Origin of the sequence: Burkholderia sp. 22313, from assembly GCF_052045245.1 — a bacterium.
Classification (GTDB): domain Bacteria; phylum Pseudomonadota; class Gammaproteobacteria; order Burkholderiales; family Burkholderiaceae; genus Burkholderia.
In genome coordinates this window covers 166,279-181,523 of sequence record NZ_JBQEON010000009.1, presented here as the reverse complement: position 1 = coordinate 181,523, position 15,245 = coordinate 166,279, and the positions used below count along the sequence as shown (strand labels likewise).

Genomic DNA, 15,245 nt, shown 5'->3' with positions numbered 1-15,245 from the left:
AAGAAGGCAGCACCGGCGAAGAAGGCCGCAGCGAAGAAGGTTGCAGCCAAGAAGGTCGCAGTGAAGAAGGTTGCTGCGAAGAAGGCCGCACCGGCGAAGAAGGCTGCTGCGAAGAAGGCCGCGCCGGCGAAGAAGGCTGCTGCCAAGAAGGCTGCGCCTGCGAAGAAGGCTGCTGCGAAGAAGGCTGCGCCTGCCAAGAAGGCTGCCCCTGCGAAGAAGGCTGCCCCTGCGAAGAAGGCTGCTGCTGCCCCCAAGGCTGCCGCACCGGCAAAGAAGGCTGCTGCGCCGAAGAAGGCCGTCGTGAAGAAGGCTGCACCGGCAACCACCGCGTCGACCGCATCGGTTGCGCCGGCATCGGGCGCGAAGACCGCGCTCAACCCGGCAGCGGCATGGCCGTTCCCGACCGGCAGCCGTCCGTAATCGGGGCTGACCTGCATCACCCGGACACACACGTGGTGTCCGCGGGTTGAGTAGCGCTACTCAATCGATCCCGCCATCTGGCTCAGGTGGCGGGATTTTTTTTCGTCCGTATTCGGTGGTCGGCGGGTGTCCGTGCACCGCCCGGCGGCCGGGCATGGACGAAAAAAAACGCATGTGCAGCTTCGCACATGCGTTCGACCGCGGCTTGCGCCGCGTGCTGAGGATGCTCGTTAGTGCGTGACGCGCGTGACGCCGCCGCTCGACAGCAGGCGCACACGTTCGCCGGCACGGAACATTTCGCCGCTCGCTGCCTGCGTGATCGAGCGCAGGTCGCCGTTGTCGAGGCGCACGGTGATTTCGACACCGTTCGCCGTGCTGAGGTTTTCACCGACTGCATTGCCCGCGACCGCGCCAACGAGGCCGCCTGCGATGGCTGTCAGGATCGAGCCCTTGCCGCCGCCGATCGCACTGCCCGCGACTGCGCCGAGCGCACCGCCGCCGAGCGTGCCGAGCGCGCTGCCGCCGCCGCCTTCGGACTGAATGCGCACTGCCCGGACGCTCTCGACCGTGCCCATGCGCACGGTTTGTTCACGCTGCGCCTGGCCGGCGCTATAGACGTCAGCCGAGCCCGGTGCCGTGAAGCAGCCGGCGAGCGTCAGTGTGGCCGTCAGCATGGCCGCGAGCGTGAGGGTTTTTTTGGTCAACATCTTTGCTCTCCCACAATATTCATTTGAGACTGTACCCGAAGGCAGCCTCGAAGCGCGCATCGATTTCGGCGCGCGTCAGTGCGTAAGTCTGGGGCCCCTGGTGGGCAATCTTGATCGAGCCCATCAGGCTCGCGAGGCGGCCCGTGGTTGCCCAGTCGAGGCCATTCTCGATGCCGTACAGCAGGCCGCCCCGGAAGGCGTCGCCGCAGCCGGTCGGATCGACGACGCGCTCTGCTTGCACGACCGGAATCTGTTCTTCGCCGTTTTTGTGAAGAATGGTGGAGCCGTGCTCGCCGCGCGTGATGATCAACGCCTGAACCCGGCTGGCGATTTCCTGTTCGGACCAGCCCGTCTTGTCGCTGACGAGCTTGCCCTCGTAGTCGTTGACCGCAACGAAAGTCGCGAGTTCAATGATGCGGCGCAGCGTCGCACCGTCGAACAGCGGCAGGCCTTGGCCCGGATCGAAGATGAACGGGATGCCGGCCTTCGCGAACTGCTCGGCGTGCTGGACCATCCCGTCGAAGCCGTCCGGCGCGACGATGCCGAGCTTCACGCCCGGCACTTCGTCCGCGCGGTTCAGGTGCGACAGCATCATCGCGCCCGGGTGGAATGCAGTGATCTGGTTGTTGTCGAGATCGGTCGTGATCATCGCCTGCGCGGTGTGCGAGTCGGGCACCACGCGCACGCTGGCCTTCGACAGGCCGAGGCTGTCGAGACGCTCGAGATAGCGGTCGGCGTCGTTCGCGCCGACCGTCGCCATGATGCGCGCGTCGCCGCCGAGCAGATGCAGCGCGTAAGCGATGTTCCCCGCGCAACCGCCGAATTCGCGACGCATCGTCGGCACGAGGAAGCTCACGTTCAGCAGGTGAACCTGGTCGGGCAGGATGTGCTCGCGAAACCGGCCTTCGAAGGTCATGATGTTGTCGTAGGCGAGCGAGCCGCAAATCAGCGTAGTCAAGGCGTGCGTTCCTGTAGAGGGCAAAGGGAAGCGGCCGCCCGGCCGGCGCGCGCAGGCTGTCGGGCCTCGCGCGGCAGGGCCGGGCGGCAGCGGATTACTTCAGTGCGGCGAGCGCTGCGTCGTAGTTCGGCTCGTCCTTGATCTCGCCGACGAGTTCCGCGTGGATCACCTTGTCCTGCGCGTCGAGCACGACGACCGCACGGGCCGTCAGGCCGTTCAGCGGGCCGCTCGTCACGTCGACGCCATACGCGTTCGCGAATGCGCGGCCGCCGCGGAAGGTCGACGCCGTCACGACGTTCGCGAGGCCTTCGGTCGTGCAGAAGCGCGTGGCGGCGAACGGCAGGTCGCCGGACACGACGACCACGACCGTGTTGTCGAGCGACGACGCGGCTTCGTTGAACTTGCGGGTCGACGTCGCGCAGGTCGGCGTGTCGAGGCTCGGGACGATGTTCAGCACCTTGCGCTTGCCGGCGAAGCTGGCGAGCGACACGTCGGCGAGATCCTTGCCGACCAGCTTGAAGTCGGGGGCTTGCGAGCCGACGGCCGGGAACGTGCCGGCGAGATCGATCGCGTTGCCACCCAGCGTAACTTTGCTCATGTTCGTGCTCCGAAATAGCGCGCCGCTGCGGCGCGCGGGTTGAGACGGCGCGCATGCGCGCGCCGCGGGGCGTCACGGATAGAAGATCTGGACGCGGAAATTCGAGGCGGGGGCGCCGTTCGTGTCGAGACGCACGATCATCGTCTGCGTCGTGCCGGGCGGCAGCCCGGCGTCGATCGGCATGCCCGGGCGCACGTAGTCGCGCGGCGCGAGCACGCGGCGCACGGTCACGTGATTCGTGTCGTCGAGCAACGTCAGCTCGAGCGACGGGTACGCGAGCGCGACACGGTAGCGGTTCGTCAGCGGTACCTTCAGCTCCAGCACGCGCGGACCGTCGATCTGACGCAGGTCGGTCGCGTCGAGCCGCAGGCCGTCGATCGCGCGCGGCGGCGCGATCGTGCATCCGAGCGGCGCGCACGCCTGCCGGAACCAGCCCTGCGTGACGGGCCAGTAGATCATCACGGTTTCGCGCTGCCACCACGCGAGCTGCGCGACGAGCAGCACCGCCAGCGCGGCGGCGACGAGGCCGCCGAAAAAGCCGCCGAGCATTCCACGTCGCTGCGGGGCGCGCGTCTCGCGCGTCACCGCGAAGGCCGGGCGATCGTCGTCGGTCGTCGCGGCGGGGAAGGGAACGGCGGGTTGGACGGCTGGCGCGGCGGCGCGTTCGTCGGGAGGGGTGTCGGGTCCGGATTCGGGTTCGGCTTGCGCCGGCCGGAATGCGAAGCGCGGTTCGCGCGGCGCGTGTTCATCGTCAGGCACGGCGAAGTGCGCGTTGCCGGCCGGTTCGGCGGGTTCCGCGGCGGCTCGTTCGACCGCGCCGGGTTGCGCGTGCGCGGCGAAGCGCGGTTCGCGCAGGTCGGGTTCGGCCAGCGGCATGGCCGATACGTCGGCTTCACGCGGTGTCATGGCCCGCTCATCCGGCTCGGCCGCTGGCCCGGCGGCAGCGTGCAGTTCGGCGGGGCCGGACGCGATCGGCGCGGGCGTGCCGGACAGGTGAACGACACCGGCTTCCGTCGACGGCAGCGCGAGCGGTACCAGCGGCTCGGTGCGCACGGTGTCGACGTTGTGCTGGAGGGACGGATCGACACCGGCATCGAGCCACGGCGCCCACATGTCCCAGCCTTCGGGCTGGTAGTCGGTATCGGTTGCCGGTTCGGCCGGCGCGTCGCTGGTGAAGAGCCGAGGGAGCGCGGCTTCGTGTTGCGGGGCGGCGACGGCCGGCTCGGCCGGCGGCGCCGCTTCGGTCAACGCGGGTTCGGGTTGCCGCGCCGGTGCGGGCACGAGCGACTGCGAGGCGTTGAAGACCTGCTGGCAGTGTCCGCAGCGCACGAGGCCGTCATGCAGCGAGAGCTGTTCCTGCTGCAGCCGGAAGACGGTTTCGCAATGGGGGCAGCGCGTCGCAAGAAGCATGTCGAGCCGGGCGGCCTGCTGGCCAGAGTGAAGGACAGCGCTATTCTAATGGCTTTCCCGCCGGGTTCCGGCGAGGCATACCCAACCTTCGTGTTCGCGCCAGACCGAGATGTCGACGTAGCGCGCATAGACGGCCGCGACTTCGTCCGCCTGGCGTGCGAGCACGCCCGACAGCGCGATGTGGCCGCCCGGCTTCACCTTCGATGCGAGCATCGACGCCATCAGCTTCAGCGGATTCGACAGGATGTTCGCGACGACGATGTCGAATTCGCCGGCCGGGCACGCGTCGGGCAGCCCGTACGTGACGTCCGCACGGTTGCGTTCGCTGTTCTGCCGCGCCGATTCGACCGCTTGCGGATCGATGTCGATGCCGACCACGGGGTTCGCCCCGCATTTCTTCGCGAGGATCGCGAGAATGCCCGAGCCACAACCGTAATCGAGGACCGACTGGCCGGGTTTCACCGACTGCTCGAGCCATTCCATGCACAGGCGCGTGGTCGGGTGGCTGCCGGTGCCGAACGCGAGACCGGGGTCGAGTTCGAGAATCAGGGCGTCGGGATCGGGCGCGTCGTGCCACGACGGCACGACCCAGATCCGCTCGCCGATCGGGATCGGCTCGAACTGCGACTGCGTGAGCCGCACCCAGTCCTGCTCCTCGACTTCACGCACGTCGAACGTCGGTGTCTCGGCGACACCGATCTCGTTCGCGGCGGCCGCGAGCAGCACGGCCGGATCGTGATCGGGCGACAGCAGCGCGATCACGCGCGAGTGCTGCCACGCGGTACGTTCGGGAACCAGGCCCGGCTCGCCGAAGAGCGGTTGCTCGTCGGGCGTGTCGGCGTCGGCGTCTTCGACGGACACCGACAGCGCGCCGAGTTCGAGCAGCGCGTCGGACAGCGCCTCCGCATGCTCACGGGCCAGTTCGACGACGAGTTCGCGATAGCTCATGCTTACGCTTCTTCCGGTGCGACCTGCTGCTTCTGCGCGAGCCGGTTTTCGAGGTAGTGGATGCTGGTGCCGCCTTCGACGAACTTCGAGTCGATCATCAGTTCGCGGTGCAGCGGGATGTTGGTCTGGATGCCTTCGACGACCATTTCCGACAGTGCGATGCGCATCCGGCGGATCGCCTGGTCGCGCGTCGCGCCGTAGGTGATCAACTTGCCGATCATCGAATCATAGTTCGGCGGCACGAAATAGCCATTGTACGCATGCGAGTCGACGCGCACGCCGGGGCCGCCCGGCGTATGCCACGACGTGATCCGGCCCGGCGACGGCGTGAACTTGAACGGATCTTCCGCGTTGATCCGGCATTCGATCGCGTGTCCGCGGAACTGGATGTCGCGCTGGCGCAGCGTGAGCTTCTCGCCGGCCGCGATGCGGATCTGTTCCTGCACGATGTCGACGCCCGTGATCATCTCCGACACCGGGTGCTCGACCTGCACGCGCGTGTTCATCTCGATGAAGTAGAACTCGTTGTTCTCGTACAGGAATTCGAACGTGCCCGCGCCGAGGTAGCCCATCTTCTTGCATGCGTCCGCGCAGCGGTCGCCGATGCGCTCGATCAGGCGGCGCGGAATGCCGGGCGCCGGCGCTTCCTCGATCACCTTCTGGTGGCGGCGCTGCATCGAGCAGTCGCGCTCGCCGAGCCAGATCGCGTTCTTGTGCGCGTCCGACAGCACCTGGATTTCGATGTGGCGCGGGTTCTCGAGGAACTTCTCCATGTACACCTGCGGGTTGCCGAACGCACGGCCGGCTTCCTCGCGGGTCATGTTGACCGCGTTGACGAGCGCGGCCTCGGTGTGCACGACGCGCATCCCGCGCCCGCCGCCGCCGCCTGCTGCCTTGATGATGACCGGATAGCCGATCGCGCGCGCAATCTTCACGATCTCCTTCGGATCGTCCGGCAACGCGCCTTCCGAACCCGGCACGCACGGCACGCCGGTCTTGATCATGGTCTGCTTCGCGGTGACCTTGTCGCCCATCAGGCGGATCGTTTCCGGACGCGGGCCGATGAACGTGAAGCCCGACTGCTCGACGCGTTCCGCGAAGTCGGCGTTCTCCGACAGGAAGCCGTAGCCGGGGTGGATCGCCTCGGCGTCGGTGACTTCCGCGGCGCTGATCAGCGCCGGCATGTTCAGGTAGCTCAGGTTCGACGGGGCCGGGCCGATACAGACGGCTTCGTCCGCGAGGCGTACGTACTTGGCTTCCTTGTCGGCTTCCGAGTAGACGACCACCGTCTTGACGCCGAGCTCGCGGCACGCGCGCTGGATGCGCAGCGCGATTTCACCGCGGTTGGCAATGAGGATTTTTTCAAACATAGCGAGTATTCGTCTCTTCGAGGGGCGCGCGAACGGCGCCTGGCGAGCATCGGCGGCGCGCGGCCGGGTGGGCCGCGCGGCGGACTTAGCCGATCACGAAAAGCGGCTGGCCGTATTCGACGGCCTGGCCGTTCTCGACGAGGATTTCCTTGATCACGCCGGCCTTGTCCGACTCGATCTCGTTGAGCAGCTTCATCGCTTCGATGATGCAGATGGTCTGGCCTTCCTTGACCGTGTCACCGACCTGGGTGAACGGGTCCGCGCCCGGCGACGGTGCGCGATAGAACGTGCCGACCATCGGCGACGTCACGACGTGGCCTTGCGGCACGGCAGGTGCGGCTGCGGCCGGCGCGGCAGCCGCGCCGTCGGTGGGCAGCGCGGCCGACGGGGCCGGTGCGCTCATCTGCGGGGCAAATCCGCCCGTCGGCTGGACATAGACCGGCGGCGCGTTCTTGACGATACGCACCTTGCCTTCGCCTTCCGTCACTTCCAGCTCGGAGATGCCGGATTCGGAAACGAGGTCGATCAGAGTTTTCAGCTTACGAAGATCCATCGGGAATTCCCCTTTCAATACGTGAAAGCGCCGGTGGGGCCGGCGCTGAATCTAGATCGCGAAATCAGCCGCGCGACGCGCCTTGCAGCTTGTCCAGCGCGTACTCGAGCGCGTACAGATAACCTTTCCAGCCCAGCCCGCAGATCACGCCTTCGGCCTGGTCGGAAAAGTAGGAGTGGTGCCTGAACGCTTCGCGGCGGTGCACGTTCGACAGATGAACCTCGACGAACGGGATGCCAACGCCGGCGATCGCGTCCCGGATCGCGACGCTCGTGTGCGTATACGCGGCGGGATTGATCAGGATGAAATCGGTCTGTTCCTCCCGCGCGGCCTGGATGCGGTCGACGAGCGCGCCTTCATGGTTGCTCTGGAACGACGACAGTTCGGCGCCGGCTTCCTGCGCCCGCGCGGCAAGCGCCTGATCGATCTGCGCAAGCGTGACGCGGCCGTACACCTCCGGTTCCCGGGTGCCGAGAAGGTTCAGGTTGGGGCCGTGCAGCACCAGCAATCGTGTCATGGTCGCTTCTATTTCTGCGGAATTGCGCGAACTTTAGCGCTATTTAGAGAAATTTGTCTAGTTTTGCCGAACGGCCGAACGCGCCGGACCTGCAAGAATTACCGGTGCGGATGCAAAGTATCAGCGAATTCACGTGAAATTGCCGCGATCGACGCATAAATTGCCGCCAACGTGCGGGCGGCCGTTCAGGCCGATCACAAGGCGTCGAGGGTCTTTTTCAGCTCGGCCGGCTGGATTTGTCCTAATTTTGTCTCGCGGATCTTGCCGGTTTCGTCGATGACGACCGTAAACGGCAGCGCGCCGGCCGTATTTCCGAAATTTCGGGCCAGATCTGCGCCCGCGTATCCGCTGACGAAAACCGGATAGTCGACCTTCACCTTCTGCAGAAAATTCTTCACGTTCTGGTCGGAATCGACACCGATCCCGACGAAGCGGATGCCTTTCTGCTTGTATTGATGCGACAGCGCGACGAGTTCGGGCATCTCCTCGACGCACGGGCCGCACCACGATGCCCAGAAATTGACTACGACTTTCTGGCCCTTGAAGGACGCGAGCGACGCCGGCTTGCCGTCGACACCGGTCAGCGACGCGGCCCACAACTGGTCGACCGGGCTGCCCTGTGCGGCGGGCGCGGCGACGGCGACACCGTCGTCGGCGCTGCCGCCGCGGAACCAATGGCCGGCGGCGAGCCCGCCGGCGACGGCGGCGGCCGCGATCACCGCGAGCGCCAACATGCGTTTCATCATCATGATCGAATCATTCCGGTTCGGAAGGAGCGTTGCTCGCCTCGAGCACCGCGCGCAACGCGGCGGCGTCCGCGCGGGCGACCCGGCCACGCGCGTCGGCCTTGACCGCGCCGCGCAGGTCGTCGCTCGCGTAGAGCGCGACATGGATGCCGATCGCGTCGACATCGCGGCGCGGGCGCCACAGGAAGCTGAGCGTCTCGACGTCGGCGCGACCGGCGAAATGCCGCGTCTCGGACACGTCGTACTGAACGTTCTGGTTCAGCAGGTAGATCGCGACGTCCTTCGGGTTGTCGGTGAATATCTGCAAATGGATGTCCGAATGCGCGTTCGCGGTGCCTTGCAGCACCGCGCCCGTCACATACGGATTGAACTCGGCGAGCCGGCGCATCCAGTCGAGCGCGATCTCGCGCAGGCGACGCAGTTCGTCCGGCTGCGTGTCGCTCTGGAACAGGGCGAGGTACTCGCGCAGTTCTTCCTCGATCAGGTCGTTATCCGGCAGCCATTCGCCGGCAACGCGCGTGTCGCCGAACAGCTGGCGCGCGGCCTTGCGCTTCGCGCTGGCGTAATCGAGGCCGTCCTCCGCGATCAGGCGGGCGGCGGACTGGGCGATTTCCTCGCGGGCGCGCCGCGGGTCGACAAGGGGTTTGCGAGACATGATCCGGTAATCATACTCGATCGCTGTCACCCCCGAACGCGCCGCGGCTGCGTGCCGCCCGCCGCGCCGAACCGCATCCGGATCCGTCGTTCGGGCCGCCGGGCACGGCGGGCCGTCAGTTACAATGACGGTCTTTGTGTCGCGGCGAAAGGCGTTGGCCGGACGGCCTGTCCGGCATGCCGCAGACCCTCTTTCCGAATCGACGGCGCCCGGCGGCGCGAAAGCATTCATCTATGCACATCCACATTCTTGGCATCTGCGGCACCTTCATGGGCGGTCTCGCCGTGCTCGCGCGCGAGGCGGGCCACACGGTGACGGGTTGCGACGCGGGCGTCTATCCGCCGATGAGCACGCAGCTCGAGGCGCAGGGCATCACGCTGATCGAGGGCTACGGCGCCGACCAGATCGACCTGAAACCCGACCTGTTCGTGATCGGCAACGTCGTCACGCGCGGCAACCCGCTGATGGAAGCGATACTCGATCGCGGCCTGCCTTATATGTCCGGCCCGCAATGGCTCGGCGAACACGTGCTGGCCGGAAAATGGGTACTGGCGGTCGCGGGCACGCACGGCAAGACGACCACGTCGTCGATGCTCGCGTGGTTGCTGGAGGATGCCGGCCTGAACCCCGGCTTCCTGATCGGCGGCGTGCCGCTGAACTTCGGCGTGTCGGCACGGCTGACCGATTCGAGCTTCTTCGTGATCGAGGCCGACGAATACGATACGGCGTTCTTCGACAAGCGCTCGAAGTTCGTCCACTACCGGCCGCGCACCGCGGTGCTCAACAATCTCGAATTCGATCACGCCGATATCTTCCCGGATCTCGCCGCGATCGAAACGCAATTCCATCATCTCGTGCGCACCGTGCCGGGTGTCGGCCGGATCGTGACCAACGGCCGCTCCGACGCGCTGGAGCGCGTGCTCGCGCGCGGCTGCTGGAGCGAGGTCGAGCGCTTCGGCGTCGATGGCGGCTGGCAGGCGCTGCCGGCCGAGGACGGCGTGCCGGTCGACGAGCGGTTCGCGGTGTATCGCCACGCCGAGCGCGTCGGTGAAGTCGCGTGGCAGGTGCAGGGCGACCACAACCGGATGAACGCGCTCGCGGCGATCGCGGCCGCCCGCCACGTCGGCGTGCCGCCCGCGCAGGCGGACGAATCGCTCGCCTCGTTCCGCAACGTGAAGCGGCGCATGGAAGTGCGCGGCAGCGTGGACGGCGTGACCGTCTACGACGACTTCGCGCACCATCCGACTGCGATCGAAACCACGATCGCCGGCCTTCGCGCGCGCATCGGCCGTCAACATTCCCGCATTCTCGCGGTGCTCGAGCCGCGCTCGAACACGATGAAGCTCGGCGTGATGAAGGCGCAACTGCCGGCCAGCCTCGCCGACGCCGATCTGGTGTTCGGCTACGGCGCGCCGACCGGGCGCGACGCGCTCGGCTGGAACCTCGGCGAAGCGCTGGCGCCGCTGGGTGACAAGGCCCGCGCGTTCGACGATCTCCATCTGCTGGTGAAGTCGGTCGTCGCGGCCGCGCGCCCGGGCGACCACGTGCTCGTGATGAGCAACGGCGGGTTCGGCGGCGTGCACCAGAAGCTGCTCGACGCGCTCGGGAGCCGCGCGTGATCCTGTATCTGCACGGGTTCCGGTCGTCGCCGGAGTCGCAGAAGTCGCGGCTCCTTGCTGCGCGCATGGCCGAACTTGGCCGTACGCATGAATGGCGCTGCCCGTCGTTGTCGGTATCACCGCTCGAGGCGGTCGCCGTCGCCGAAGCCGAGGTAGCCGGTGCGCGCGACGTGACGGTGATCGGCAGTTCGCTCGGCGGCTACTACGCGACCTGGCTCGCCGAGAAGCACGGCTGGAAGGCGGTGCTGCTGAACCCGGCAATCGTGCCGCAGCGCGATCTCGAGCAGTATCTGGGCGAACAGCCGTTGTGGCACGGCGGCGGGTCGATCGTCGTCGAACGTCGTCACCTGCAGGAGCTCGATGCGCTGCGCGTACCGGCGATTGCGCGGCCCGAACGCTACTATCTGTTCGCGGCGACGGGCGACGAAGTGCTGGACTACCGCGAGATGCTCGCCCATTACCCGGGCGCGAGAACGCGCGTGATCGACGGCAGCGATCACGGAATCAGCGAATTTGCCGACTATGTCGACGACGTTCTCGCTTTTTGCGACGACAGAACGTCATGAACCCGGCGTCATGCCGATCGAATTCCCATCATCATGCGGCGCCGCGGATGCGGCGCCCGGCAGTCTGAACGAGAGTACTGAGTGAACGTTTTCTTCGAGGAATCGGGCAGTTTCAAGGCGGGCAGCGTGCTGTCGCGCCAGGGCGACGCGTTTCAGGTCGAGTTGCCCGGCGGGCGGCGGGCGAAGGTGCGCGCGAAAGACGTGCTGATCGAATTCGAGAAGCCGGCCGCGAGCGAACTGATGCAGGACGCCGACACGGCTGCGCAGCAGATCGACCTGGATTTCCTGTGGGAATGCGCGCCGGCGGAGGAATTCGCCTATACCGCGCTGGCCGCGGAATACTTCGGCGCGACCTACGGCCCGGTCGAGCGCGCGGCGCTGGTGCTGCGGCTGCATGGCTCGCCCGTCTACTTCCGCCGCAAGGGGCGTGGCCAGTACCAGCGCGCGCCGGAAGAGCAGCTCAAGATGGCGCTCGCGTCGCTCGAGCGCAAGCGCCAGCAGGCGCTCGTCCAGGCGCAGTATGAAGAGGAGCTGAAGGCCGGCAAGCTGCCGGAAGCGTTCGCGGGCAAGGTGCTCGGGCTGCTGACGCGGCCGGACAAGAACGCGATCGAATACAAGGCGCTCGAGGCCGCGGCCGGTGCGCGCGGCGTGTCGCCGGCGCGGCTGATGCTCGACTGCGGCGGCATCGAGTCGCCGCGGGCGCTGCACGAGGCGCGCTTCCTCGCGGAATTCTTCCCGCACGGCACGGGCTTCCCGGCCGTCACGGTGGGCCCGCTGCCGGACGACCTGCCGCGCGCGGACGTCGAGGCGTTCTCGATCGACGACATCACGACGACCGAAATCGACGACGCGTTCTCGGTCGAGCATCTGGCCGACGGCCGCGTGCGGATCGGTGTGCACATTGCAGCGCCGGCGCTCGGCATCGTGCGCGGCGATGCGGTCGACGCGATCGCGCGCGCGCGCCTGTCGACCGTCTACATGCCGGGCGACAAGATCACGATGCTGCCGGACGACGTCGTCGACGTGTTCACGCTGAAAGAGGGCGACTACCGCCCGGCGCTGTCGCTGTACATCATCGTCAACCGCGAGACGCAGGACATCGTCGCGAACGAGACGCGCGCCGAACTCGTGTTCGTGAAGAACAACCTGCGCCACAACACGCTCGACGAGCTCGTCAACGAAGAGACGCTCGCGGCCGGTATCGGCGACTACCCGCACAAGGACGACATCGCGGTGCTGTGGCCGCTCGCGCAGGCGCTGTTCGAGAAGCGCCAGGTCGCCCGCGCGGGTTACGGGCTGAAGCGCGAAGTGCAGCGCAACACCGACTACAACTTCTACGTCGAAGGCGAGCACGTGTCGATCACGCCGCGCCGTCGCGGGTCGCCGCTCGACCTGATCGTGTCGGAGCTCGCGATCCTCGCGAACTCGACGTGGGGCGCGTTCCTGCACGATCACACGGTGCCGGGCATCTACCGCTCGCAGCGCGGCTTCGGCGCGCCGGGCCCGAAGCGCACGCGGATGCAGACGACGGCCGCGCCGCACGAAGGCCTCGGTGTCGCGCAGTATGCGTGGAGCACGTCGCCGCTGCGCCGCTACGTCGACCTCGTGAACCAGTGGCAACTGCTCGCGTGCGTGCAGCACGGCGTCACCGCGAAGCTCGCCGCGCCGTTCAAGCCGAAGGACGCCGACCTCTACGCGGTCGTGCAGGGCTTCGACGACACCTATACCGCGTACGCCGACTACCAGCGCCGGATGGAATATTTCTGGTGCCTGCGCTGGCTCGCGCAGGAGCAGAAGAAGCACGTCGTCGCGAGCGTCGTGAAGGGCGATCTCGTGCGTCTGGAGGAAATCCCGCTGCTGCTGCACGTGCCGGGGCTCGGCGTGCATGCGCGCGGCACCCGCGTGCTGCTCGACGTGATGTCGCTCGACGAGCTGACGATCGAGGCGTCGGTGCGACTGCTGAACGTGCTCGACGCGCCGACCGTGACGAGCGGCGATGCGGCGGACGACGAAGACGAGAACGAAGGCGGCGACGACACGCTGGTCGATGCGGACGACGCATCGGCGGAAGCCGAGGCCGAAGCGCTGGCCGAATCGGACGGCGGGGCGGCCGAAGGCGGCGATGCCGCGAACGGCAACGGCCAGGAAAGTGCGCAAGGCGAGCAGGGGCGCGCGTCATGACCGCAGTCGCATCGACGAGCGGCGCCGACCGCTACGTGGTGTTCGGCAACCCGGTGGCGCACAGCAAGTCGCCGTTCATCCACGCGCAGTTCGCCGCGCAGACGGGCGAGGCGATCGACTACCAGCACCGGCTCGCGCCGGTCGACGGGTTCGAGGCTGCCGTGCGCGCGTTCGTCGCCGAAGGCGGCCGCGGCGCGAACGTGACGGTGCCGTTCAAGCTCGACGCGCATGCGCTCGCCGATACGCTGTCGCCGCGCGCGGCGGCGGCCGGCGCGGTGAATACGCTGCGCATCGACGCCGACGGCAGCATCCATGGCGACAACACGGACGGCGTCGGCCTCGTGCGCGACATCGAACTGAATCTCGGCGTGTCGCTCGCGGGCGCGCGCATCCTGCTGCTCGGTGCGGGCGGCGCGGCGCGCGGCGTCGTGCTGCCGATGCTCGACCGCGCGCCGCTGTCGATCACGATCGTGAACCGCACCGCGAGCAAGGCCGAGACGCTCGTCGGCCAGTTCACGCAGGCTGCGCACGATGCCGGCTGCGTGCTGTCGGGCGGCGGCCCGGACGTCGTGCGCGCGGAACCGTACGACGTGATCGTCAACGCGACGGCCGGCAGCCTCGATGCGGCGCTGCCGGCGTGCGACGCGGCCGCGTTCGGCGCGGGCACGCTCGCGTACGACATGATGTATGGCGCGCAGCCGACCGTATTCATGCAGCATGCGGCGTCGCTCGGCGCGCGCACCGCTGACGGGCTCGGGATGCTGGTCGAGCAGGCGGCCGAATCGTTCTTCATCTGGCGCGGAGTGCGGCCGGACGGCGCACCGGTGCTGGTCGCGCTGCGCCAGGCGCTCGCGGCGGCCTGAGCGGAGCGCGGCAGATGGTGGCGGTCAGCGGCACGCAGCGTACGCGCACGGTCAGCGTGACCCGCTGGCTCGTCTATGCCGGTTCGGTGTTCGCGCTCGCTTGGCTCGCGACGCAGCTGTTCTATCTCGTGCAGATCGCGGCGTGGTCGTTCATCAATCCTGGTTCGACCGCGTTCATGCGCACCGACGCATGGTGGCTGTCGCGCGACAAGCCGCCCGCCCAGGTTCAACACCAGTGGGTGCCGTACGACCAGATCTCGCGCAACCTGAAGCGCGCGCTGATCGCGTCGGAGGATGCGACCTTCGCGACCAACAACGGCTACGACGTCGACGCGATCCTGCAGGCGTGGGAGAAGAACAAGGCGCGCGGCCGGATCGTCGCGGGCGGTTCGACGATCACGCAGCAGCTCGCGCGCAACCTGTTCCTGTCGCGCGAGAAGAGCTACATCCGCAAGGGGCAGGAGCTGATCATCACGTGGATGCTCGAGACGGTGCTCGACAAGGAGCGGATCTTCGAGATCTACCTGAATTCGGTCGAGTGGGGCCGCGGCGTGTATGGCGCCGAAGCTGCCGCACGCTATTACTACAAGATCCCCGCGAGCCGGCTCGGCGCGTGGCAGTCGGCGCGCCTCGCGGTGATGCTGCCGAAGCCGCGCTGGTTCGACGCACACCGCGGCTCGGCCTACCAGGCGCAGCGCGCGGCCGTGATTGCCCGCCGGATGGGCGCGGCCGAGTTGCCGCAATCGCAGTGAGCGGCGCGCTCGCGCCGTCGCATTGACCATTCCGTCGCCGGCGCGCCGATGGTGCGCTGCAGCGCATTCGTGTCGCCGGCATTTCGGGACACATCCATTAGACGAATTCGTCTATTTCGGTTTGCTGAGCAATGCCGGCAGGCGGGCGATTTTGTTTGCCGACATGGCACGAAATCCGCACGATTTTAGTGTCGCCAGGTAAACGCGCAATGCATTGAAAGCTATGTGAAATGCAACGGTTCGCGAATCGAAGCATTTCTGAAAGGTGTGCGCTGCACCGGCTGTCGCTCGAATATTTCCAAATTTTTCAAAGCCAACCCGCTCGCGTATATTGGCCGGCGCCTCGGCTTATCGGCCGCAATCGAGGCGGGGGGCGGCTTAC

The 15,245-nt window shown here is 67.3% G+C and carries 16 protein-coding genes; 6 read left to right on the top strand and 10 right to left on the bottom strand.

The window, feature by feature from the left end; all coding sequences use genetic code 11:
• On the top strand, positions 1-420 hold a 420-nt coding region (locus ACTJKF_RS10435), incomplete at its 5' end, for a histone H1-like DNA-binding protein (RefSeq protein ID WP_440623457.1).
• A 230-nt stretch (positions 421-650) separates the two neighbouring features.
• On the opposite strand, the gene ACTJKF_RS10430 is transcribed toward ACTJKF_RS10435, so the two are convergent.
• The 10 genes from ACTJKF_RS10430 to ACTJKF_RS10385 all read right to left on the bottom strand — a co-directional run bounded on the left by ACTJKF_RS10430 (position 651) and on the right by ACTJKF_RS10385 (position 8,882).
• Complete coding sequence (locus tag ACTJKF_RS10430; protein ID WP_440623456.1) at positions 651-1,127, bottom strand: glycine zipper 2TM domain-containing protein; 477 nt, start codon at positions 1,125-1,127, stop codon at positions 651-653.
• 19 nt (positions 1,128-1,146) lie between these two features.
• Positions 1,147-2,085 carry a carbohydrate kinase family protein gene (locus tag ACTJKF_RS10425; RefSeq protein WP_440623455.1) on the bottom strand — a complete coding sequence of 313 codons (939 nt, stop codon included), beginning with the start codon at positions 2,083-2,085 and terminating at the stop codon, positions 1,147-1,149.
• Positions 2,086-2,179: 94 nt separating this feature from the next.
• Positions 2,180-2,683, bottom strand: a complete 504-nt coding sequence (gene tpx, locus ACTJKF_RS10420; protein WP_440623454.1) for a thiol peroxidase — start codon at positions 2,681-2,683, stop codon at positions 2,180-2,182.
• A 72-nt stretch (positions 2,684-2,755) separates the two neighbouring features.
• A complete protein-coding gene (locus ACTJKF_RS10415; RefSeq protein WP_440623453.1) occupies positions 2,756-4,093 on the bottom strand; it encodes a DUF3426 domain-containing protein in 1,338 nt (445 codons plus the stop codon).
• A gap of 45 nt (positions 4,094-4,138) precedes the next feature.
• Positions 4,139-5,041, bottom strand: coding sequence for a 50S ribosomal protein L11 methyltransferase (prmA, locus tag ACTJKF_RS10410; protein WP_440623452.1), 903 nt, complete (start codon positions 5,039-5,041; stop codon positions 4,139-4,141).
• Positions 5,042-5,043: 2 nt separating this feature from the next.
• On the bottom strand, positions 5,044-6,411 hold the full coding sequence (accC, locus tag ACTJKF_RS10405) for an acetyl-CoA carboxylase biotin carboxylase subunit (RefSeq protein WP_440623451.1): 1,368 nt from the start codon (positions 6,409-6,411) through the stop codon (positions 5,044-5,046).
• Between the two features lie 85 nt (positions 6,412-6,496).
• Entirely contained in the window at positions 6,497-6,964 is a 468-nt protein-coding gene (accB, locus tag ACTJKF_RS10400) for an acetyl-CoA carboxylase biotin carboxyl carrier protein (RefSeq protein ID WP_440623450.1), read from the bottom strand.
• 64 nt (positions 6,965-7,028) lie between these two features.
• Positions 7,029-7,481 carry a type II 3-dehydroquinate dehydratase gene (gene aroQ / locus ACTJKF_RS10395; RefSeq protein WP_040143361.1) on the bottom strand — a complete coding sequence of 151 codons (453 nt, stop codon included), beginning with the start codon at positions 7,479-7,481 and terminating at the stop codon, positions 7,029-7,031.
• Positions 7,482-7,675: 194 nt separating this feature from the next.
• On the bottom strand, positions 7,676-8,230 hold the full coding sequence (locus tag ACTJKF_RS10390; RefSeq protein WP_440623449.1) for a TlpA family protein disulfide reductase: 555 nt from the start codon (positions 8,228-8,230) through the stop codon (positions 7,676-7,678).
• Between the two features lie 7 nt (positions 8,231-8,237).
• Complete coding sequence (locus ACTJKF_RS10385; protein ID WP_440623448.1) at positions 8,238-8,882, bottom strand: UDP-N-acetylmuramate--alanine ligase; 645 nt, start codon at positions 8,880-8,882, stop codon at positions 8,238-8,240.
• A 233-nt stretch (positions 8,883-9,115) separates the two neighbouring features.
• On the opposite strand from ACTJKF_RS10385, the gene mpl reads away from it, so the two are divergent.
• From mpl to mtgA, 5 genes are all read left to right on the top strand, one after another.
• Complete coding sequence (gene mpl, locus ACTJKF_RS10380) at positions 9,116-10,501, top strand: UDP-N-acetylmuramate:L-alanyl-gamma-D-glutamyl-meso-diaminopimelate ligase (protein ID WP_440623447.1); 1,386 nt, start codon at positions 9,116-9,118, stop codon at positions 10,499-10,501.
• A complete protein-coding gene (locus tag ACTJKF_RS10375; protein ID WP_440623446.1) occupies positions 10,498-11,067 on the top strand; it encodes a YqiA/YcfP family alpha/beta fold hydrolase in 570 nt (189 codons plus the stop codon). The genes mpl and ACTJKF_RS10375 overlap by 4 nt, the downstream gene beginning before the upstream one ends.
• 81 nt (positions 11,068-11,148) lie before the next feature.
• Complete coding sequence (locus ACTJKF_RS10370; RefSeq protein WP_440623445.1) at positions 11,149-13,248, top strand: ribonuclease catalytic domain-containing protein; 2,100 nt, start codon at positions 11,149-11,151, stop codon at positions 13,246-13,248.
• Positions 13,245-14,111 (top strand): shikimate dehydrogenase, encoded by an 867-nt coding sequence (gene aroE, locus ACTJKF_RS10365; protein WP_440623444.1) that lies wholly within the window; start codon positions 13,245-13,247, stop codon positions 14,109-14,111. Before ACTJKF_RS10370 ends, aroE begins: the two co-directional genes overlap by 4 nt.
• A 14-nt stretch (positions 14,112-14,125) precedes the next feature.
• On the top strand, positions 14,126-14,863 hold the full coding sequence (gene mtgA / locus ACTJKF_RS10360; protein ID WP_440623443.1) for a monofunctional biosynthetic peptidoglycan transglycosylase: 738 nt from the start codon (positions 14,126-14,128) through the stop codon (positions 14,861-14,863).
• Positions 14,864-15,245: the final 382 nt, after the last annotated feature.

What these genes read in the sequence shown, in the direction of transcription:
- ACTJKF_RS10415 (WP_440623453.1), bottom strand. Translation starts at nt 4,093, where the DNA reads ATGCTTCTTGCGACGCGCTGCCCCCATTGCGAAACCGTCTTCCGGCTG.
- accB (WP_440623450.1), bottom strand. Translation starts at nt 6,964, where the DNA reads ATGGATCTTCGTAAGCTGAAAACTCTGATCGACCTCGTTTCCGAATCC.
- mtgA (WP_440623443.1), top strand. Translation starts at nt 14,126, where the DNA reads ATGGTGGCGGTCAGCGGCACGCAGCGTACGCGCACGGTCAGCGTGACC.
- mpl (WP_440623447.1), top strand. Translation starts at nt 9,116, where the DNA reads ATGCACATCCACATTCTTGGCATCTGCGGCACCTTCATGGGCGGTCTC.
- accC (WP_440623451.1), bottom strand. Translation starts at nt 6,411, where the DNA reads ATGTTTGAAAAAATCCTCATTGCCAACCGCGGTGAAATCGCGCTGCGC.
- tpx (WP_440623454.1), bottom strand. Translation starts at nt 2,683, where the DNA reads ATGAGCAAAGTTACGCTGGGTGGCAACGCGATCGATCTCGCCGGCACG.
- ACTJKF_RS10430 (WP_440623456.1), bottom strand. Translation starts at nt 1,127, where the DNA reads ATGTTGACCAAAAAAACCCTCACGCTCGCGGCCATGCTGACGGCCACA.
- aroE (WP_440623444.1), top strand. Translation starts at nt 13,245, where the DNA reads ATGACCGCAGTCGCATCGACGAGCGGCGCCGACCGCTACGTGGTGTTC.
- ACTJKF_RS10390 (WP_440623449.1), bottom strand. Translation starts at nt 8,230, where the DNA reads ATGATGATGAAACGCATGTTGGCGCTCGCGGTGATCGCGGCCGCCGCC.
- ACTJKF_RS10385 (WP_440623448.1), bottom strand. Translation starts at nt 8,882, where the DNA reads ATGTCTCGCAAACCCCTTGTCGACCCGCGGCGCGCCCGCGAGGAAATC.
- aroQ (WP_040143361.1), bottom strand. Translation starts at nt 7,481, where the DNA reads ATGACACGATTGCTGGTGCTGCACGGCCCCAACCTGAACCTTCTCGGC.
- prmA (WP_440623452.1), bottom strand. Translation starts at nt 5,041, where the DNA reads ATGAGCTATCGCGAACTCGTCGTCGAACTGGCCCGTGAGCATGCGGAG.